Origin of the sequence: Paenibacillus jepli (genome assembly GCF_047238105.1) — a bacterium.
Lineage (GTDB): Bacteria > Bacillota > Bacilli > Paenibacillales > Paenibacillaceae > Paenibacillus_D.
Genome location: NZ_JBDFMD010000001.1, coordinates 4,100,340 through 4,121,498, shown reverse-complemented (window position 1 = coordinate 4,121,498; position 21,159 = coordinate 4,100,340). Strand labels below are relative to the sequence as shown.

14 protein-coding genes are annotated in these 21,159 nt (G+C 58.1%); 7 read left to right on the top strand and 7 right to left on the bottom strand.

The window, feature by feature from the left end; translation table 11 throughout:
* Nucleotides 1-6: 6 nt before the first annotated feature.
* A complete protein-coding gene (locus ABC336_RS17920; protein WP_413239940.1) occupies nucleotides 7-1,101 on the bottom strand; it encodes a response regulator in 1,095 nt (364 codons plus the stop codon).
* Nucleotides 1,102-1,414: 313 nt separating this feature from the next.
* Between ABC336_RS17920 and ABC336_RS17915 the strand changes: the two genes are divergently transcribed.
* Entirely contained in the window at nucleotides 1,415-2,494 is a 1,080-nt protein-coding gene (locus ABC336_RS17915; RefSeq protein ID WP_413239939.1) for a GTPase, read from the top strand.
* Between the two features lie 253 nt (nucleotides 2,495-2,747).
* On the opposite strand, the gene ABC336_RS17910 is transcribed toward ABC336_RS17915, so the two are convergent.
* Both ABC336_RS17910 and ric read right to left on the bottom strand, forming a co-directional pair.
* A complete protein-coding gene (locus ABC336_RS17910) occupies nucleotides 2,748-3,074 on the bottom strand; it encodes a hypothetical protein (RefSeq protein WP_413239938.1) in 327 nt (108 codons plus the stop codon).
* Nucleotides 3,075-3,088: 14 nt separating this feature from the next.
* On the bottom strand, nucleotides 3,089-3,805 hold the full coding sequence (gene ric, locus ABC336_RS17905) for an iron-sulfur cluster repair di-iron protein (protein WP_413239937.1): 717 nt from the start codon (nucleotides 3,803-3,805) through the stop codon (nucleotides 3,089-3,091).
* Between the two features lie 651 nt (nucleotides 3,806-4,456).
* Between ric and ABC336_RS17900 the strand changes: the two genes are divergently transcribed.
* The 4 genes from ABC336_RS17900 to ABC336_RS17885 all read left to right on the top strand — a co-directional run bounded on the left by ABC336_RS17900 (nucleotide 4,457) and on the right by ABC336_RS17885 (nucleotide 8,266).
* Entirely contained in the window at nucleotides 4,457-6,421 is a 1,965-nt protein-coding gene (locus tag ABC336_RS17900; protein WP_413239936.1) for an FxLYD domain-containing protein, read from the top strand.
* Between the two features lie 20 nt (nucleotides 6,422-6,441).
* Nucleotides 6,442-7,632, top strand: a complete 1,191-nt coding sequence (locus ABC336_RS17895; RefSeq protein ID WP_413239935.1) for a S1C family serine protease — start codon at nucleotides 6,442-6,444, stop codon at nucleotides 7,630-7,632.
* 255 nt (nucleotides 7,633-7,887) lie between these two features.
* Nucleotides 7,888-8,037 (top strand): hypothetical protein, encoded by a 150-nt coding sequence (locus ABC336_RS17890; RefSeq protein ID WP_413239934.1) that lies wholly within the window; start codon nucleotides 7,888-7,890, stop codon nucleotides 8,035-8,037.
* Nucleotides 8,033-8,266, top strand: a complete 234-nt coding sequence (locus ABC336_RS17885; protein ID WP_413242547.1) for a hypothetical protein — start codon at nucleotides 8,033-8,035, stop codon at nucleotides 8,264-8,266. Before ABC336_RS17890 ends, ABC336_RS17885 begins: the two co-directional genes overlap by 5 nt.
* 15 nt (nucleotides 8,267-8,281) lie before the next feature.
* On the opposite strand, the gene ABC336_RS17880 is transcribed toward ABC336_RS17885, so the two are convergent.
* From ABC336_RS17880 to ABC336_RS17870, 3 genes are all read right to left on the bottom strand, one after another.
* On the bottom strand, nucleotides 8,282-9,121 hold the full coding sequence (locus ABC336_RS17880) for a hypothetical protein (RefSeq protein WP_413239933.1): 840 nt from the start codon (nucleotides 9,119-9,121) through the stop codon (nucleotides 8,282-8,284).
* A 359-nt stretch (nucleotides 9,122-9,480) separates the two neighbouring features.
* Nucleotides 9,481-15,333, bottom strand: a complete 5,853-nt coding sequence (locus tag ABC336_RS17875) for an Ig-like domain-containing protein (protein ID WP_413242546.1) — start codon at nucleotides 15,331-15,333, stop codon at nucleotides 9,481-9,483.
* A 442-nt stretch (nucleotides 15,334-15,775) separates the two neighbouring features.
* A complete protein-coding gene (locus tag ABC336_RS17870; RefSeq protein ID WP_413239932.1) occupies nucleotides 15,776-16,351 on the bottom strand; it encodes a P-loop nucleotide/nucleoside kinase family protein in 576 nt (191 codons plus the stop codon).
* 233 nt (nucleotides 16,352-16,584) lie between these two features.
* Between ABC336_RS17870 and ABC336_RS17865 the strand changes: the two genes are divergently transcribed.
* Nucleotides 16,585-17,898, top strand: coding sequence for an AAA family ATPase (locus ABC336_RS17865; protein WP_413239931.1), 1,314 nt, complete (start codon nucleotides 16,585-16,587; stop codon nucleotides 17,896-17,898).
* The gene (locus tag ABC336_RS17860) at nucleotides 17,888-18,508 is read left to right on the top strand and encodes an RloB family protein (protein WP_413239930.1); all 621 of its coding nucleotides are present in this window, start codon (nucleotides 17,888-17,890) and stop codon (nucleotides 18,506-18,508) included. Before ABC336_RS17865 ends, ABC336_RS17860 begins: the two co-directional genes overlap by 11 nt.
* A 374-nt stretch (nucleotides 18,509-18,882) precedes the next feature.
* Here ABC336_RS17860 and ABC336_RS17855 read toward each other — a convergent pair whose 3' ends face one another.
* Nucleotides 18,883-21,033, bottom strand: a complete 2,151-nt coding sequence (locus tag ABC336_RS17855) for a hypothetical protein (RefSeq protein ID WP_413239929.1) — start codon at nucleotides 21,031-21,033, stop codon at nucleotides 18,883-18,885.
* Between the last annotated feature and the right edge of the window lie 126 nt (nucleotides 21,034-21,159).

Sequence of the window (21,159 nt, the reverse complement as noted above, 5' to 3'; positions counted from 1 at the left end):
CAGGCCTCATTCGATCAACCGCCTGTACTCTTCCCTCACCCGATGGCTGCCCAGGCCCAGCTCTTCTTCATATCGCTGGAGATAACGCTGGACATAATCGTCTGCCAGACGGTGCTGACCCAACTTCACATACAGCCGGGCGACATGGACCGCCAGCATCTCGCTCAGGGGATCATGACGGTGCAGCTTCTGCACGATCTCCAGTGCCTGGCGCACCCCGTCCTCGGCCTCCAGCAGTTCCGCTAACCGTGAAGCCATGGTGGCGAAGTACCTCCGGCACTGCTCCCTCCGCTCCACCACCCACAAGCTGCCGATGCCTTCCAGCAGATCGCCATTGTAGAGACCGACCGCCTCATGGAGCGCTGCCTTGTCTGCAGAGGGGAGGGCCGCGATGCGTTCGAACCGGGCCAGGTCGCTGTCCAGGCCGTCCATTTTCAGCTTGTATCGCAATTTGTCATAGACAATCGTCAGCTGGCTGGCCAGTCCGGCAGCAGCCAGACTCTTGCGCAGCTGGTATACACTGGTGTGCATATAGGCTTTTGCGTTATCGGTTTTGCCATCCATGAATACGTCATCGATGATGCGCTCCGGCGCAGCGTCCGGATGAAGATACAGATAGGCGAACAGCTCGCTGCTCTTGGCCGTCCGCCACTTCACCTCTCCGTAGGAGCCCCTGACCCGCAGCGAGCCGAAGAGCCGGATCGCCACCGGTATCGCAGCCGTCTCGACCTCCGGCTCTCTGCGCCGCCAGATACGCTGCAGCGTCTTCTGCAGCCGCACAGGATCGACCGGCTTCAGCAGATAATCGATCGCCGCCAGCTCGAACGCCTCGACCGCATGCTGGGCGTAAGCCGTCACGAAGACGACCGCACATCCGGGTGTGGTGCGCTGCAGCTCCGCCGCTACCTCCAGCCCGTGGATCCCCGGCATCTGGATATCCAGCAGCACGACATCCGGCTGCAGCTCCTGTACTGCCTGCAGACCATCCCTGGCCCGGGTATACCCTTGCACCTGCCCGATCAGTCCGGCCTCTGCCAGCGCATCCTCCAGCTCTTCGATGGCCGGTTGATCGTCATCGATGATGATCGCGTCCATTTTCATCGTGGTTACCTCCCTGACTCTTCCTGCTGCGTCTTATACCGAGATTAGTTCTTGCTACCATTCGACACGGATAGGCAAAAACCTGCCTCGACGGATCGAAGGCTCGCCTCGCCCAGCCGAGACATGCTCCCACCCTTCGCTAAGCGCGCCGCTTTACAAACTGTCAAGATTCTGATTATGATCAGAGTAACAGAAGCAAGGCTTGAGATGAGGCAATCATCTGGCAGGTCATCCGGCCCATGAATGAGACCGCCGCCAGCCGGTTATATAAAGAGTAATAAGCAGCAATGTGTAATTAGGAGGAGGAACCACGATGAGCAAGGACTCTGATCTGACCTTTCAATCCATGAATGAGATCTATAAAGCGTTGGAAAAGGAATCGAAAACCACGATCAATATCGCCCTGTTCGGACAGCCGGGAGCGGGCAAATCATCGCTGATCAACGCCATTATCGGCGATAACGTCGCCCAGGTCTCGACGAATACCGATACAACGGTGGAAGCGGGCAGCGTGGCATGGGGCGAGGACAGCTCTCTGCTGTTGACGGATCTCCCGGGCTACGGCACCTCCGCCTTTCCCGCCGACGATTACTGGGAGCGCTTCGATCTGGACCGCTACGACTTGTTCCTCTGCGTGTTCTCCGGCAAGTTCCACGAGGCCGATGACGCGCTGTTCCGCAAGATCATCGCCAAGCGCAAGCCCTGCATCTTCGTCCGCAACTTCACGGATACCCTGTTCGATACGAAGAAACAGAAGAACCGTGATCAGCTCAAAGAAGAGATCCGCCTGGCAGTGGGCGAGCGCTACGGCGCACAGAGAAAGGTCATCTTCACCAGCTGCGTGACCGAAGAGGGGCTGAGCGAGCTGATCGATGAGATCTACGCCCGCCTCTCCGCTTCCAAGCAGGCCAAGTGGGAACGCAATGCCAAGGCGTATTCGCTGGATTTTTTGAAACGAAAAAAAAAGGCCTGTGAGAAGCTGCTGCTGCTCAATAGCGCGGCGGCAGCCGCCAACGGCCTCAATCCGGTGCCCGGGCTTAACATCGCCATCGACGCCAGCATCCTGCAGAAGCTGCTGGATCAGATCCGCAGCAACTTCGATCTCTCGGAGGACCGGATCCGCACCGGGGCGAAGATCGTCCCGGCGCTCGCCAGCGCTGCCAACAACCTGCTGAAGTCCATCTCCTTCCAGGGAATCATCCACCTCCTGCAGCGGCAGGCAGGCAAGACAGCGACGACCCAGCTCTCCAGGTACGTCCCGTTCATCGGTCAGGCGCTCTCGGCCACAGCCGGCTTCTCTATCACCTACTTCACCGGCAAAGCTTACCTGGACGACTGCTACAAGGTCGCGGAAGCGTTGTTGAATGAGGAGTTGAAGTTCGCGGGGCGGTAACAGACTTAATACAGCAGCCCATCCTCCAGGAAAGGATGGGCTGCTTAACGACCGGGATGTAGCCAAAGTCCGGCAGCAGCGCGCCGGCGGCGGCAGAGATCTGATGCCGTTGAGGACCTTAGAAGATCCGAGCGGCGCTCGGATCAGGATGCAAGCACCGTTTCGGGGCTTGGAGCGTCCAATCAATGCTCAGAACGGGACTCCAAGCTTCATTTCGACGCTTGGAGTCCGCCGCTTCTTAACACCAGTCCTCTCATCGCACAACCCGTCGCTCCGCTTCGTCGGCCGCCATGTCCTCCAACTGCTCCAGCCGGACTTGGTAGCCGTACAGATCCTCCAGCTCGCCCGATCGCACCGCCCGCTCCAGATGATCCACCAGTTCCTGCTCGTCGGACCACCGGGTGTGCCGGCCGCTGAGCCGGACGGTCGCGATATCCAGCCCTTCCCGTTGCCTGCGTTCGGCCGCGCAGCGGAGGACGCCGGCAAACAATCGCTGCACCCTGGCTTCCAGCTCCGGAAAAGCCGCCTCCGGCTGTCCGGTGCGGATGAAGCATAATTCTACTTGATATTCGCTTCGCATCTTTTCTACCTCCTTCACGATGCCTGAGCGGGAGCGAGCCTGGCGAACAGAATGTTATTCTCCAGATGAATATGCTCGAACAGATCCGACTCCAGCTCGGCCAGCTTGTGATACGTCAGTGTATACGTCTTGCAAGCGCCCTGGGGCAGCGTGTAGTCGCGTGTCAGCTCCCGCAGCTCCTTCAGGATATCGCCGACTCCCTGATGATCTGCCTCGAGCTCGCGGATCCGCAGCACCGCACGATAACGCCGGTCGGCTGTCGGGTCTTCCCCATAAGCCAGCAGCAGCGGGAAGAGCAGCTCCTCCTCCTGAATCAGATGCTGATCCAGTTCGAGCTTCATCTCGTGGAACCGTTTGTGTACCTGGGCCAGCTCCGGCTGATGTACGCCGTGGACGCGGAACACCTTGGTGACGAACTCGCTGAGCAGCGGCAGCTCCGCCTGCAGATATTTGTGATGACGTTGCACGATATGGTCGATCAATTGCGAGATGCTCGCCTTCTTCCAGTCGGTCTTACCGGGCTCGGCCCGCAGCTTGGCCCGCTCATAGCTGTCATTGAGCCGCTGCAGGAGCACCGGCTCGTCCAGCTTCTTGCGGGCGGCGGCCTCCCGCAGGCTGATGTCGCCGCCGCAGCAGAAGTCGATCCGCACCTCCTTGAACAGGTTGCTGGCTCCAGGGAACTCCGTGACGATCGCGCCGACCTTCTCTTCTCCAGTGAAATATACAGTCATCCGTTATCTTCCTCTCTGCCTCGCTTCGGCTTTTGATATCCCCATTATAGAGGGCCATACGCAGAAAGATTGTGACGTGGCGCACATAGTTTTTGGCTGCCTGGCGAACTTTTTGTGCCGAAGCCGGTTCAGGACGTACACCGAGTTGTGACAATGAATAAGAAACCGATCATGCGCGAAGTGCGTATGTTATGGGGTAGGCATTTGTTCGAAGGGAAGAGAACGGGCCCGATTCGCCTCTGGCGTGCGGTTTGCTGCCTGTCCGCTGTTTGATTTTCTTTTATTTGGTATAAGTATTTTTTAACTCGAATTTTACCAGAGGAGCCGCGTAGCACATAAGTCTCGAAGCAGCTGAGCAAAGATGTCACACGGCGGCCTTGCTGCAGCGCAAGGTAGGTTTCGAGACTGGCGACAACTACGCATAGGTGGGTTTATAGCGGACTTCCAGGCCAGGGATCTTTATTTCCGTTACAGGCTGGCGATGATCCTTCGTCATCCCATCTCCACGGTTGCTTGCTGTTAATCGACACTCTCGTTCCTTCCCTTGGAGCAACTGCACTGCGACCATGCTGCATGATTTGGAGATAGTGCAAAGCCGTCTGTCGATTAGATATATAAATATAAACCCAGGTTTATCGAAGAGGTGATCCGATGTATTGTTCGCAATGCGGCAAGAAAGTGCCGCCCGAGAGCCGATTTTGTCCGCACTGCGGCGCTGCGCGCGATGCGGCTGACATCCGCGCCCGCAAGCAGGATGCAGGCGCTGCTGCTTCTGCCAGTAACCATACCCCTCCAACCGAGAGAGCGAGCGTCTCAGAAGACGCCGGCCAGCCTGTGAATCCGGGCTCAACCGGCGCAACCGCCCAGGAAGCAGATACCGGACTGGAAGTACAGAGCGTAGACGGAGAGGTCAGACTTGATCCTGTGCAGACGGACGCTCCTGCGATGGAGCAAGCCGCCGGGCGGGAGGACGCCTCCGACAAGACAGACGAACCGGCGATGGAGCCAGCGGACGGGCGGGAAGGCGCCGCGGGCGCGACCGACGGCACAGCGGCCGCCGGCGACGCCGAGGTGGTGCCCAGCACTCCCGGGTCGCATACGCCGGATATGACGGACACTCCCGGGCCGCATCCCGAGGATGTGAGGAACACTCCCGGGCCGTATCCCGACGAAGCGACAGACATCTCGGACCCGGATGCCGGAGAGGCTCCGGTCCAGTCAGACGACTCTACCGGCTTCGGCCATCAGGATGTCAAGGATGCTGCAGTCCGGCCAGATGATCCTGCCAGCGTCGAGCCTGGTGATCCAGCGGATGCCGTTCAGTCGGCTCCAGACACAGCTCATGAAGCCGCTGTACCTGCACCTGACAACCGCACCGAAGAGCGTATTGCCCGTACCGGTCCCAAGGATCTTCGCGGCGGCTTCTCCCGCCCTCCCGCCGGGCCGGCCCGAACGGATGACCACCGCGAGCCGAAGGAGACAGTCATCATCGCTCACCCTGCCCAGAACGACACGCCAGCGGGCACCGACAGAGTCGGAACGACAGGTGCTGTGCAGAGCGCGGATGGAGCGGCACCGCCGCCTGCCCCGCGGCGCAAGACCTTCCACCTGCTCTGGATCGCGCCGCTCGTCTGCCTGCTCCTGGTCGGGGCTGCTGTAGCCGCCCTCTACGTGTATCACGACCAGCAGCACCGCGAGATCCGCGATCTCCTTGCCGAAGGGGAAGAGCTCGCGCTGGCCCATCAGCTCCCCGAGGGGCTCGCCCGGATCGAGCAGGCCCTGGTCAAGCGCCCGTCGCACCCGGCGCTGCTGGAGCACCAGACCGTGCTGGAGGATGCGATTGCCCTCCAGGAGACTGTGGCGGCGGCGCGTAGCCATATGGAGGAAGAACGCTATGAAGAGGCAGGCGACGCGATCGCAGACGTCAAGACGCAGCTCCAGTGGCGGAGCGGCCCGGTCTATGAGCAGCTTCACGAGGAGATCCAGCGTCTGGAGCAAGCTAGCGTATTCGCAGGTGCCAGGGCCGAACTGGCTGCCCGGTCCACGGTCACGGAGCTGATCCCCCTGATGAACCGCCTCCGGTCGTACGAGGGCGAGGAAGCCGAGACCTTCCGGGAGGAGATCAGAGAGAAGGCGGTCGAGCTTGCTCAGGAGGCCGCCGCAGCGCACCTGGCGACCGGCGACTTCCCGTCTGCCCTATCGGTGGTAGATGAAGCTCTGTCGCTTGCTCCGGACAACGGGGATCTGACCGCGCTCAAGGCAGAGATTGAGGCAGAGCAAGCTGAGGCTGCCGCGCAAGCGGCCTCGGAGCAGGCGAAGCAGGATCAACAGCAGAATGCCGTCGAGATTCTGGAGTTCCAGGTGCAGCTGGATGATCAGGGACGTTTTCATATCCAGGGCATCTTGAAGAATGTGTCTTCCTACACGTTGCAGTCGCTCGTCATTTATTACGACATCTATGACCAAGAAGATCGGCTGCTAGGGCAGCACACGACGAATGTCTCGCCCCAGACAGTCGCGCCAGGTGCCGAAGCCGGATTCCAGGCTTCTCATGAGGACGGCGAGAACATGTTCCGGGCGCTGGTCACCCGCTGGACGGGTAGAACGACTAATTAAACACGAAGGGAGCAACGCCGATGAAAAGAATGCTGTCAACCTTACTGTGCCTGGTCATCCTGCTCTCCGGCGGAGGCGCGCTGTACGTTCTGCATGAGCGATGGAGCGAGCCGTCCCTGACAGCGTCGGCCTCCCTCGGGACCATCGAGCCGGAGCAGGACACCGCCGAACAATCGCCCGAGCTCAAGGACTTGATCCGCACGCATCAGCAGCGGGTCGTCTCCATCCAGACCGTCTCCCCTCAGGGGGAGGGTATCGGCTCCGGTTTCCTGTATAACGAGCTGGGGGATATCGTCACCAACGCGCATGTCGTCGCAGGCGCGCAACAAGTCTCGGTACGGATGAGCGACACGAGCACCCATCGGGGCACGATCATCGGGATGAACATCGAGAAAGATATCGCTATCGTGCGGGTAGAGGAGCTGGCGGGGATGGAGCCGCTGGAGATGGATGCCGAGACCAAGGCCGATATCGGCGACGAGGTGCTGGCCTTTGGCAGTCCGCTGGGACTCGAGAATACAGTGACGACGGGCATCATCAGCGGCGTCGACCGCGATCTGCAGATCGAGCAGACCAAATATGTCGGCGCATACCAGATCTCCGCCCCCATCACTCAGGGCAACAGCGGCGGACCGCTCGTCATGCAGAGCACGGGCAAGGTAATCGGCATCAATTCTGCGGCTGCGGATACGGGCACGATCGGCTTCAGCATCCCCTACTACCAGGTCGTCCACATCCTGGAGGGATGGAGCGCCAATCCGGACCCGTCCCTGGCTGAGGTGCCGGCCGCGCCTCCCGGTGAGGCCCCCGGCGGGAATCCGGATGCGCCTCCGGCCTTGCCAGAGTCGGAGCAGGAGCCTGTCTACACCGAGGAGGATTTCCTAAGGGACAGCAAGTATATCGTGGGCTACTTCTACGAGAGTGTCGACAGCGGCGATTATGCCACGGCCTACGGGCTGCTCAGCAGCGGGTGGCAGGAACGTATGAGCTACGAACAGTTCGCCGAGGGCTACAACAACACGCTGGGCGTGAGTGTGACCCGTCTCGAGGCGAACCTGACGAGTGAGCTGTTCGCAGAAGTGACGCTGCTCATCGAAGCCGTCGAAGACGAAGATGGCAAGCAGGTGACCAGCACGTACAGCCTGGTCTATGTTGTCGGGATCGAGAACGGTGTCGTCAAGATCATATCGGGACAGGGGGAGCGGGTGTAGACCGCTCCCTGTTCTTTTGTTTGGCAAATCGCTTTTCCGTTTACGGTTGCGATACAGTACAGAGACCGCTGGTTTCCAACGCGCCGTCTTGTTCCGGCTGGCGGTGGCGGCTATCTTCGCAGTGGGAGACGAGAAGCGCAGGATGAGGAGAGAAATATCCTATATAAGGTGTACACATTGCCCCTTATGTACAATGTGTACATTATGTACATAATATGCTTTTGATGATACTAGAGGGGGTGAGGAGGTATGTTCATGGAGGCACTATTAGCTACGCAGGTACGTGCGAATATGAGCGCTTTTATCGACAACGTCGTTCGCGAGAAGCCGCAAGCCATCCGTCGAAACCGGGATGTTATCGTAGCAGACGGAGCTACCTTGGAAGAGCTCCGCTCAGAGTATTAGACAATTACTTGATTATGCCCAAGATTATTTCCATGACTACGCAAGGTATACCGCCGCCCCTAATACCCGCAAGCATGCACCCTACATCTCTCGTGTCTTATTAAAAGACGATGCTGAATCGGTAACTCAGTTACTGAACGACAAAATGCCAAGTTGGTCAGATGATGAAAGATGGCTTAAGCGTAACGGCTATACACACACCAAGCCTCAGCTCGATGTGTGTCTTTAGAAGGTGTATGCTATCCTACCCGCGCGCAGGCAGTTCCAGCCTGACATAAGTCCTGTCATCAAAAGATTCATTACCTGCTTGGAGCCCCTTGGCCAGCTTGTACTCTCTGAAGCATAACGGATCCGTCTCCAGGATCCGCTGCAGCTCCGCTTCAGATTCGGCCAACGTGGGCCTCAACAGCGGGTAGCCATCCGAGGCCAGGACCAGCTCTCTGGTCGCAGCCGGCACATCCACCATCTTGATCTGACCAAGATCAAACTCGAAACCGGTCACTGCCACATAGCCGTATTGCGAGGGCTGTGCAGTATTCTGCATCACATACTGGGCTTGGATGAGCGGACGAATGACGCCGCGGCTTGGATCGCTCTCCATCAGCTCGGCGATGGTCTTCCCTCTCAGCACTTCGGATTCCAGCAGCATCGAACGGGTATAGGCCGTAATCGAATCGACCTTTTTTTCATTGCTGTACAGCTCGCCGTCCAGCATGCACTGGCAATCGCCGATCATCCAGACTTGATGCCTCTGAGGACTGTACAGCGCCATGGAGGCAGACGGTATCGAGTGAGGATGCTCCTGTATCTCATCGTACATCCCCAGCTCTTGATAGGTTTGGATAAGCCGCTCGTTGAGCTGCTTCATCAACTGCTCGATCCCCAGACCGGGAGGCAGGGCGCGGACCCCTTCCTCCAGGGCGCTGGCGATCACCTGTCCCGAGGTCCGATTGCCGTATCGTTTGCCTGACACATCTGTAGCGCCATCGATCACACATGCATAGTGCTCAGTTAGACAATACCGGTCTTCACAGGTATCAGGATCTCCTGTTTTGGATGCCAGCTTAGTTTCCATGATGCGCAACCTGTCGCCCCCCTATAATTGCTAGTTTGAGCTTACCATATAACCATTACCACATAACCATTTATATGAAATCGTTTTTTAACTTTAACAGACCAACCCGGAGCTTTTTAGATATACTTTTGCACCTGTGGGGGTGGCGAGCCCGGCTAGCAGCCCTACTTTCATATGTCGCAATCTTCGGTGTTAGCAGCTGCAACGACCCTTTTTGCCGCTAATGCAACTCAATCTTCCAAAGAAGCATCTCTTCCGAGCAATAAAGCTTCTGAGTTCCGTTGAAGACATCCCCGCAACCAGTTGGTAGAGCTGACAAGTACGATTCAATCGCTAAGCGGCAATGGTGAGACCCTTCGGGGATAGCCTTATATATTCAGATTGACAAAGCCGAGGTCTTGCAGCAGCCGCTTCAGCATGACTACGCTCTGCGCGCGCGAAGCCTCTGCTTGCGGTGCAAACGTCGTCGCCGTCACACCTTGGATGATCCCCATCCCGGTTAACTGCGTGACCGCCTCCTTCGCCCATTCCGCGATCTCCGCTTCGTCGGCGAACGTACCGGCTCCCGACGTCTCCCCCGCCGATCCGCCCGGCGCCTGCCCGGCATACGCCATGGCCCGGCCGATCATAACTGCCATCTGCTCGCGTGTGATCCGCGCCTGGGGCCGGAAGGTGCCGTCCTCATACCCGTGCACCAGCCCCGCTTCGCTTGCGGTCGCGACGGCTCCCGCGTACCAGTCCGTGGCCGCCACATCCGTGAACGACAAGGTGCTTGCCCGCTCCGGCAGACCAAGTCCGCGTACCAGCAGTGCGGCAAATTCCGCCCGTGTCACCGATTCCGACGGCGCGAACATGCCGGGCTCCCGTCCCGACACAATCTGTTTGTTGGCCATCTGTTCAATCTCTTGCTGCGCCCAGTGCCCTGCCAAGTCCGCAAACGATCGCGCCGAGCGGATTACCGTGTACGCCCCGTCCTGCCGCGTCGGCATCGTGATCGTGCGGCCGCCACTGCCAAATACCGAAGGGACGAAATGCAGCCCTCCCCGCCCGTCAATCCAGACCGCCGTCGCCTGTTCGGCTCCCGCCGGCGCAGGCAGCGTCATCGTCCGCTCCCGATACGCCCCATCCCAGCCGACCACGGGACGGCCGTCCGCAGTTAGCGCGAAGGCGACCGGGTGGGCCAGCAGTGCCTCTGCCTCCATCCCCGCGATCGCACGCGCCGCCGCATCGCGGTCGGCAGACGAGACCCGACCGATCGTCAGCGCCACCACGGCATCGGCCGAGACCTGCTCCACCGCTTCCAGCGGCAGGAGCAGGCCGTGACCGTCCACGATCAGCCGCAGCCGGGCGGACGGCCACGTACGCGACACGTCCTGGAGCGCTGAGGCTGGCAGCTCCAGAACGACCACATCGCCGATCCCATCGATGGCGACCACCGCCTCGGCCGGGATTGCCGACGATGCAGCCGCCTGGACCGATAGGCTGAGGAGAGCCACTTCGCCGCGGCTCGCGGCTCGGGCTGGCTCATCGACCCGAGCGGCGAACAAGTCAGCAACCTGCGCCGCCGTCAGTCGCAGCCGCACCACCGTCCGGCCATCGCCGGTTGATTCCTTCACCGCATCCACCGACACCGTCCGGCCATTCAGGACCAGCTCCACCATGTTGTCCGGCTCGTCGTCCGTAGTGCCGTCAGGGTCCGTATCGTCTCCATCCTCAGGTTCCCAGTACCACCAGCCGTTATTCGGCCCGCCTGGTGCAGGCGCCTGCGTGACAGTCACCGTCCGAACCGCTGCGGCCGTTTGTCCGATCGGATTGTCCACCGTATATCGCAATGTGTATACTCCAGGTGTCCGCGTGTCTACGCTGCCACTCACTGTGATCTGCTCGCTCAGGCTGCCGTAATAGGCATCTGTGGCCGTTGCTCCAGGATCGTTGAATGTTCCACCCTGCACCAGCGACATCTCAGCCGGGCCGATCAGCTCCAGCACGGGCGGGGCGATCACATGCACGGTTCGGCTCACTTCCGCCGCAGCGTTTCCTGCCCTGTCAGAGACGTTATACAACCGTGTATACGTTCCGACCTCTTGTGTATCAACTGAGCCAGTGACGATAATATCCGCAGTGAGGTCACCGTCCTGCTCATCGTAGGCTGTGGCTCCGGGCTCCTCATAGCTGCTATCCACGGCGATGACCAATGGATCGGCGCCGAGCAGCGTGATCACCGGAGGATCGCCATCATACACATGGACACTACGGGTTGCCGTCGCGGTATTGCCCGCACGGTCGCTGACAGTATAGTGCACGTCATAGCTGCTCGGACGAGTCGTATCCACTTCCCCGCTGATGAGGATGGCACTGGTATCTATCGCGCCGTCGATATTGTCAGTCGCCCGGGCGCCTGGCTCCACGTACGGTTGTCCGGCTGGAAGCTCATACGGATCGTCACCGATGAGCTCGAGGACGGGCTCTGTATTGTCCAGTACATAGGGGCCGAACGACGCGGACTGCTCGTTCCCCGCCGCATCCCTGGCATAGATATGCAGATATCGGTCGCCGTCTCCTTCATTCCATACCAGCGCCTGACCGCTGGTGAAGGTCTGCCAAGCTGCGTCTTCCGCCGCCGGGGCTGTTGACGTTGACGACCAAGCATAGCGCAGCACAGTCAGCTCGCTGGCGTCGGTGACCGTGACCACCGGCTGGAAGCTTTGTGCTGGTTCGGAGCTGCCGGGTGAGTCGATCGCCAGGATCGGCGCCGTCCCGTCATACATCCGTGTCAGTGGCGCAGAGGCCTCGTTCCCGTTGCCTGCCGCATCATTTACCACTCCCGCAGGGATCGTCACGGTAACCAGACCGTTCGCCGTCGGCGTTACCTCAAACGTATAGGTGAACGCATCGTCCGCATTCAAGCTGCCCGCTTCTCCGTTCACCACCGTCGCATCACTGGCGGCGAAACCCGTTACCGCTTCGCTGAAAGTCGCCGTCACAGTGAACGCACCATTCAACGGATCGACAGACGTGCTGCTCAGCGTCACCGTCGGCTCCGTCCCGTCATACGTCCGCGTCAGCGGCGCAGACGCCTCGTTCCCATTGTCAGCCGCATCATTCGCCGCTCCCGCCAGAATGCTCACCGTGACCAGACCGTCCGCCGTTGGCGTCACTTCAAATGTATAGGTGAACGCATCGTCCGCATTCAAGCTGCCCGCTTCTCCGTTCACCACCGTCACATTGCTGGCGGCGAAACCCGTTACCGCTTCACTGAACGTCGCCGTCACAGTGAACGCACCGTTCACCGGATCGACAGACGTGCTGCTCAGCGTCACCGTCGGCGCCGTCCCGTCATACATCCGTGTCAGCGGCGCAGAGGCCTCGTTCCCGTTGCCTGCCGCATCATTGGCCGCTCCCGCCGGGATGCTCACCGTAATCAGACCGTCCGCCGTCGGCGTCACTTCAAATGTATAGGTGAACGCATCGTCCGCATTCAAGCTGCCCGCTTCTCCGTTCACCACCGTCACATCACTGGCGGCGAAACCCGTTACCGCTTCGCTGAAAGTCGCCGTCACAGAGAACGCACCATTCAACGGATCCGCAGACGTGCTGCTGAGCGCAACCGTCGGCGTCGTCCCGTCATACATCCGTGTCAGTGGCGCAGAGGCCTCGTTTCCGTTACCCGCCGCATCATTGACCACTCCCGCAGGGATCGTCACGGTAACCAGACCGTTCGCCGTCGGCGTTACCTCAAACGTATAGGTGACCTCATCGTCCGCACTCCAGCTCCCCGCGATGCCGTTCACCACTGTCACATCGCTGGCGGCGAAACCCGTTACTGCTTCACTAAACGTCGCTGTTACCGTGAACGCACCATTCAACGGATCGACAGACGTACTGCTCAGCGTCACCGTCGGCGTCGTCCCGTCATACGTTCGTGTCAGCGGCGCTGACGCCTCGTTCCCGTTGCCTGCCGCATCATTCGCCGCTCCCGCAGGGATGCTCACCGTAACCAGACCGTTCGCCGTCGGCGTTACTTCAAACGTATAGGTTGCTGCATCGACTGCATTCCAGCTCCCGGCCTCTCCACCCGTCACCGTAACATCTTCCACTCCAAAGCCCACTACCGCTTCGCTAAACGTCGCTGTTGCCGTGAACGCACCGTTCACCGGATCGACCGCTGTGGAGCTTAGCGTCACCGTCGGCGCCGTTCCATCATACGTCCGTGTGAGCGGCACGGAGGCCTCGTTTCCGTTACCCGCCGCATCATTGGCCACTCCCGCCGGGATGCTCACCGTGACCAGACCGTCCGCCGTTGGCGTCACCTCAAACGTATAGGTTGCTGCATCGACTGCATTCCAGCTCCCGGCCTCTCCACCCGTCACCGTAACATCTTCCACTCCAAAGCCCACTACCGCTTCGCTAAACGTCGCTGTTGCCGTGAACGCACCGTTCACCGGATCGACCGCTGTGGAGCTTAGCGTCACCGTCGGCGCCGTCCCGTCATACATCCGTGTCAGCGGCGCTGACGCCTCGTTCCCATTTCCAGCCGCATCATTCGCCGCTCCCGCCGGAATGCTCACCGTAACCAGACCGTCCGCCGCCGGCGTCACTGTGAACGTATAGGTCACATTATCGCTCGTCATCAAGCTACTCACCGATCCGTTCAGCACCGCCACATCCGCGACTGTGAAACCGGTCACCGCTTTACTGAACGTCGCCGTTACGGTGAACGCACCATTCAACGGATCGACAGACGTGCTGCTCAGTGTCACCGTCGGCGCCGTTCCGTCATACATCCGCGTCAGTGGCGCAGATGCCTCGTTTCCGTTACCCGCCGCATCATTGACCCCTCCCGCCGGGACCGTCACGGTAACCAGACCTTCCGCCGCCGGCGTTACTGTGAACGTATAGGTCACATTATCGCTCGTCATCAAGCTGCTCACCGATCCGTTCAACACCGAGACATCCCCGACTGTGAAACCGGTCACCGCTTCACTGAACGTCGCCGTCACGGTGAACGGGCTATTCACCCGATTGGCCGCCGGGCTGCTTAACGTCACTGTTGGCGGGGTTGCATCCGTCCAGCGGGCGTACACATCCAGATCACTGCCAAAGACATACGTGTCTGTCACCTCCACCCCGTCCTCCAGCTGTGTATACCACCCTGCGAACGCATAGCCATGTCGGACCGGTTCCGGCAAGCTCCTGCCGGCTTGCTGCAGCGTGGCGGCATATAATGTCACAGGAGAGATCGAACCGGAACCGCCGTTCAGATGGAAACGAAGCTCAAAGGCGCTTCCTTCTACTTGCGGCCCGTCGACAGGAACTGTGATGGTACCTGAATTATTGAGCGTGCCGCCACCAGCGATGCGGCCCTCTCCGCTGATGGTTCCAGAATTATGTACGACGAGACCTTGTGGGATAATTAATCGGTAGTTTCTCGGTATGTTTATCGTGCCGTTATTGGTCAGAAAGACCGAGGAATCACCACCGCTTTGCCCCGTCCCAATGACGGAAATGCTATAGGCAACGCCAGTGGCGGGGGTGATCGTGCCGCCTTGGACGACGATCGTGCCTCCGCTGCCCTCATAGCCGACCCCGATTCCAGTACCGCCATTATTACCAGTTGCGTACACCGTGCCATCGTTGATGGTTATGTTCCCGCTGCCACGTTGAATGCCTCCCCCGATTCCGGCGCCGCCTGGACCACCATTTGCCGTTATGGTACCACCATTAATCGTAATCGTTCCACCGTCGCCCAACATGCCTCCCCCGATCCCGGCACCCCCGGTATTACCATTAGCAGTTATCGTCCCGCCGTTAATGGTAATCGCACCTACAACCGTTTCATTCCCGCCACCGATTCCCGCAGAGTAAACATCGCCTGAAGCGGTGACCGTCCCGCCGTTGATGGTGATCGTCCCTGTGCTGCCGCGTGGACCCGCCCCGATCCCCGGAGCGCTCGAGTTCGACAGTGACCTGGCGGTTAGCGCCCCGCTCCCGTTCGGGCTGGAGTCTTCGATCGTGAGCGACGTTCCAGCATCCACACGAATGGCCGGAGCCCCATATGCAGAGGAAGCTATGGATAACGTATACCCTGCCAGATCGAGTGTCAGATCGCTTCCAGTCGGTACAGCCAGTGAACCACTCGACTGTATGATGTTGTCGCCCAAGCGGATCGTCGTACCGCTTGCACTGGTTGCAAAGGCCTCGGTCAACCCGGTCCAATCCATCACCGTCACTTCCGCCGCATACGCCAGCCGAGCTCCTGGACCAGACAGTATACCCCATACAAGTAACCCTATAATTGCCAGACTGACCCCTTTTCTGAACCTGCTCCTACTATCGCTCCTCAACACACTTCATTCCTCTCATAATGGAGTATGATATCACGCTGCTCGTACGGCTACCAGCCAGGCACCGCAGCCCCCAGCTGCACTCGGTGTTCCTCGCTTGTCCCACGCAGACACATGCATTTCTCTCATCATAACTCGCCCCGCTGACAACTCACTGAACAAAAAGGATATATATGTAAAATAACCCCGCAAAGTGTGGCTTGGCTGCGAAGCATCTTCCGGTACTTTGCGGGGGTCCCAAACCTATAAACGATATAAACAAGAGCCGACATCGGCGGGATCCCGACATCGGCTTGCTTAACAATCTACTGCCCAGTGCTCAGCCTTCAGCCGCTTCTATCAGCGCCCGAAGACGCGAGAGCAGCGACGGATAATCCATCCGCTCCGGGGTCGTCGTATCGACCTCGATCAGCGTCCCGCCGACAGCCAGCGGCTCCAGCTCGCCCTGCAACAGCCGTGTCCGGTGTTCGTCGATCCATGCCTGGTCCTGGAGGCCGCTATGCCGATCCTCTTCGACCATGCGCTTCAGGAAGCGCTCCACCAGCACTGGGCCGTCCGCCTTGCAGAGCAGTTGGATCGGCTCATACGGATGCTGCTGCTGGAGCTGCAGCAACTCGCCGGACCGCAGCGCCGGACGGCCGAAGTAATTCTCCACGATACAGGACTGCCCCACCGCCAACAGCTGTCCCGCCGCATAATAAATGATGGCAAATGCGCCCTGCCCAAGTGCAGGCGGGAGCTCGCTCGTCCGGCCGTCCATCGCTTCGTAGAGCGTCTCATGGATCTCGTCCCGGGCAAAGCGCGGTACCTGCAGATCCCGGGCCAGCCTCCGCGTCAGCGTCGTCTTGCCGGAGCCGGGGAGGCCATTGGCGATGATGAGCGCGGGTAGCTTCAAAAGAATCAACACCTCTCCTTATAAGAGATAGATATACGAATATCAGCTTGTGCAGCATCCATTACTTTTGGGCTTACCCGAATCCGGGTAGTCATTCGGAATGGAACACTTAGATTAAGGCATACTATATATTAAAACAAGAGTCGATGGTGTCTTTTATGAAGAGAAATCGCAAAAATCTTGCGAGCAAAAATAAAGACTGCTATGATTCAACTAACGGGGAGGAAACGTTTATGTTAATTGAGTTCCGCGCAAGTAATTTTTTGTCCTACCGCGATGAAGTTGTCTTGTCCATGGTAGCCGATAAAAATCGTGAATTGGCGGAGACAAATACGTTCAAGCAAGGCAATCTAACCCTGCTGAAGACAGCCACGATTTTTGGAGCAAACGCCAGTGGAAAAACAAATTTGATTACAGCCATGTTTTTTTTAAACCAACTGTTTCGCACCAAAACAGATTTAGACGCTCTATTTGCCAACCTGCCTACCTTTAAACTGGATACCTATAGCGACGAGAACCCCATCGGATTTGAATTGTCATTTTTCTTGAATGGCCAGCGACACCGGTATGGTATTGAATTGGACCACCAAGGGATTTGTGAAGAATGGTTGTACTTTGTACCCAACCGTACCGAAGCATGTTATTTTGTCAGGGATAGAAATGGCATCTTAACTACAGGCAGTTACTTTGGAGATAAGAAGGCTTTAGATTTTATCAAGCCGGACCGGCGTAGGCCGTTCATCTTCACTCTGGGTCAGGATTCCATTAAACAGTTCGAATGGGCAAAGCAAATTCTAATCTATTTAAGCTCGCATATGAAGCCCATACAGTCCGATACTGCTTACACTGCTCTTATTCAGGAACAGCTCGTAGATCAAAAGCCAGATTCTTTTCTTCAAAAAGAAGAGCTTGTTTCATTATTAAAAGCTGCGGACATCGGCGTAACAAATATATCCGTTGCCAAGGAAAAGAGAACCCAAGAGGAAATTGAATTCCTCAATCGGCTTGGTACACTGTTGGAAAATACGAGAGAGATTGAAGACGTGAAATACGAAACGTACATGCATCATCATAAATATGATGATAGCAATCAATTGGCTGGAGAAGAACAATTCCCACTGGATATGGAGTCGAGGGGCACTGTTAAACTCTATAACCTACAATATCCAATTTTACAAGCTTTAAAGTATGGTGGCATTTTATTAGTTGATGAGATTGACAGTTCTCTACACCCGCTAGTGTGCGAACGAATTATTCAGATGTTTAATAGCTCGGTGCATAACCCGAAGCATGCCCAGTTAATCTGCACTACGCACAATACCCTATTAATGAATCCTGCTTTGCTCAGAAGAGACCAGATTTTCTTTACGGAGAAGAATAAATACGGTGTCAGTTCACTATACAGCCTATATGATATTGATCTGGATATCCGTAATAACTTCAACTATCTGAATAATTATTTGGCCGGGCGCTTCGGAGCTGTCCCCTATCTCGGTTCATTTGAGCTTGCTGTAAAGAGTCAAGAGGTTGATATAAATGAGAGGTAGAAGAAGTGATGAGAGCTACAAACGCAAGAAAAAGAATGTGCGTCCCAATCCCTATTTTATTATTGTATGTGAAGGGTCAGTAACCGAAGTCGATTACTTTAAAAGCTTCCCTTATTATAATAACCTAGGCGGTACCACCAGCAGTGGTTTAAGGTACGGACACGAGCCTGTACATATCGAGGGCGGCGCGGGACAGCATGTACAAGTAGTCAGAAGGGCTGAACGAGTGCTTCGCGAAAAAGATGCAAAGCTAGGGTCTATCTCAAAAGCAGACGTGTGGTGTGTATTTGATTGCGACAGGAAAACTCCTGAGCTTCGAGAAGCTGTTGAGTTAGCTAGGAGAAAGGGATTTAAAGCCATTTACTCCGTTCAATGTTTTGAACTGTGGTTTGTTCTGCATTTTCAGTATCTCTCTACTGCTGTGGCTGACTATGATGAAAGAATTAGTAGAAAATTGGGGATCCAATATACTCACAGCTCGACAGGTATGTACGAACAACTAATTGAGTTACAATCGGCAGCTATTACAAACGCTGAACGATTATGGGAAAGCATGGAGCGAGAAGGAAGAATGCGCCAGACAGATCAGGGACGACTTTATCCCTCATAGGCGCACACACTCATGCGAGGCGAATTGGCGTTTGCAGTGCCGACATTTCCCGTCATATTTCCCCATCAATGCTCACTCCTTGGGCTTCTTCATCCGTGTCCCTACATCATATCACATTCCCTGCACGGCTCTCACGTAAGACAAAAAGCCTGGTCAGAGCCTCCTCGATTGAAGAGAGCCTAATCCCGGCTAAACAACTCACGCGTATACACCTTCGGCTTCTTCACGCCCTGAATAGCCGACTGGCGGAAATTATTCCTCAATCGCATCAAAAAATCCTCATTGCCGTGACATGAGGATTTTTACAGTGCCACGCCCGCACCAGAGATGAAGGTGATGAGCCGGCAGCGCGCCTCTCGGGGTGGGATAACCTGCTACGATCGGGGTTCCTTCTGTTCTCCTGCGGCGATGGAACGAATCAGCTCCCGATTGTCCCACAGCTGCTGGCGGAGGTTAGACTTGGAGCCTTCAATGCGGAAGTGGGGGATCTCCTCGGCCTTGGCGATCTCGATGCAGCTCCAGGTGGCGTTGTGGGAGTTGCTGGTCAACAACAGGAACAAGGCGTGGCAACGCCGCAGCGGCGCATGAATGCGTTCCGGGTTCTCGCCGGTCTCGTGGACGAGCTCGGCCCCCGTCTCCCTGACGACGGATTCGAACCATTTGGACAGCCCGCCGACGACAGCAATTCGGCAGCCTGCCAGAAACGGACTTCTCGCCGGCTTGTCGGTTCTGGCGCGCTCGCTCGCTCTGGATCGTGCCTGGGTCTCTGCTGCGGATAACGGCTCCGAGCGTTTGTATAGCCTGGAGAGACGCGCCACCTCCCCGTCAAGGGAGACATTGAACGAGCAGGGGTCGCCATCCTGCGGCTCTTGCATCTCCACATCCTTCTCATGGATGGGAAAACGGTTGGCGGTATCATTCATATCGACGGCATAGAGGGCGAAGTGCTCACCCAGTTCGACATACCCCATATATTGCCGGATCGGCGCATGGGTATCATCCCCCTGCAAGAGAATCGTAAGGTGCTGTCCCATGGTACCGTCGTCACGGACTTGAGGCTCGCATAACACTTCCGCCTCGTGCTCCAGTCCCACCGCATTCACCATGGACTCGGGAATGTTGAAGCTCTCCCCGTGCTCCAGTACAATATAGCCGCCATGATCCCGGCGATAGAACGTGCCGGCCCGGCCGTTCTCAGCCATCCCCGGAGCTGGCTGCGGGAGTTCGCCTTCTGCCGGCAGAGTCGGCTGCACAGGGCTGTCCTGCGGCGGAGCCGAAGGCTCAAGCCCGGAAGGCGGCGGCAGTTCCTCTGCAGTCGCAAAGAACGCTTCCAGTTGATTGATGAGCTGCAGCGCATCGCTCAAGCGTGTGCGCACCTGGGCTTGAACGGCAGGCTCCGGGGCGGAGCGCAGTGTGCTGTACAGACGGTCGACCTGTTCGTTCAGAAGGCGGACTGCCGCGGATACGACAGCAGGCCCATCCCCCGGCTCCAGCGTGTGCCTGGCTGGCTGAGCTTCCTGCGCTTGCTGGACCTCAGCCCTGTGCCCAGGCTGAGAGGTCTCCCTCGCCTGCCCGTCCTCACGCGCCCCCGCCGCACGCTCGAGCTCGCGTCTCATCTGCTGCTCCAGCGCTGCGTGCCTGCTCTGCCACTCGGCCCCGCTGCGCCGGAGGGCCTCTGCCTCCTGCTGCGCTTCCATCAGCTGACGGCTCAGCCGCCGTCTGTCCTGGTCTAGTCTGGCCGCCTGCTCGGCTTCCTGATCCCGCTCATGGCCTAGCGTCTCTATCCGGCTGCGCTGCGCCGCCTGCGCCTCAGTGAGCGCCTCCATCCGCTGACACAGCCTGCTGTAATCCCGCTCCAGCTTGCGCAGCTGCTTGCCGAGCGCATCACGCTCACGTTCCGCCTGCCCCCGCCGCTCTCGCTCGCGCAGGACGAGCCGTTCTTCTCGCGTCTCCCTCACATCCCGGCTACCCGGCGCTGCCTCCACGCCGGCAGGCGGCCCGGAGGAGGCCCCAGCTCCGGGCGTCGGGTTCACTTCCTCCTTGCCCTCGCTCTCCAGCGCCAGCAAGCGTTGCTCCAGTTGCTCGTCCTTCTCGGGAAAGAACCGCAGCGACCAGTAATAATGCCATCTGCCATACGCCTCCACCAGCTGCGATTCTGTCTCCAGATGCTGCACGGGCGATTCATCCTCCGACTCGCCGTACAGCGGCAGAACCGATTGCAGGATCGCCTGGAGCACCCTTAATCGCTCGGCGGATTGGATCAGCCTGGGACGCAACAGCTGCACGAACTGCTGGTCGGGAAAAGCCTTGCCCGCCTTGGCCCTCAGCCGGATTCCGCACCGCTGGGCCAGACGTTGCTTGTCCTGATCCGTGCATTCAGCCAGCAAGCCGAGGAATGCATGGTAGGGGAAGGGGAGCTTCGCCTGCTTCAGCACCTCCCCCCGGAAGCGGGCAGCCGTCTCCGGGATCTCCCCCGGGTCATTTTGCAGCATCGCCCACATCTTCCCGATCACTCTCGTATCCATAAGTCACCTCCTCGTCCTGATGATCCCCCGTATCTCATTCCTGGCCCTTGTAACCGAATTATAACACAGTTGATTTCGATTTCTTAGCGTTGCGTTGTGATCCTTACCACAGGTGGCTCCCCCCAC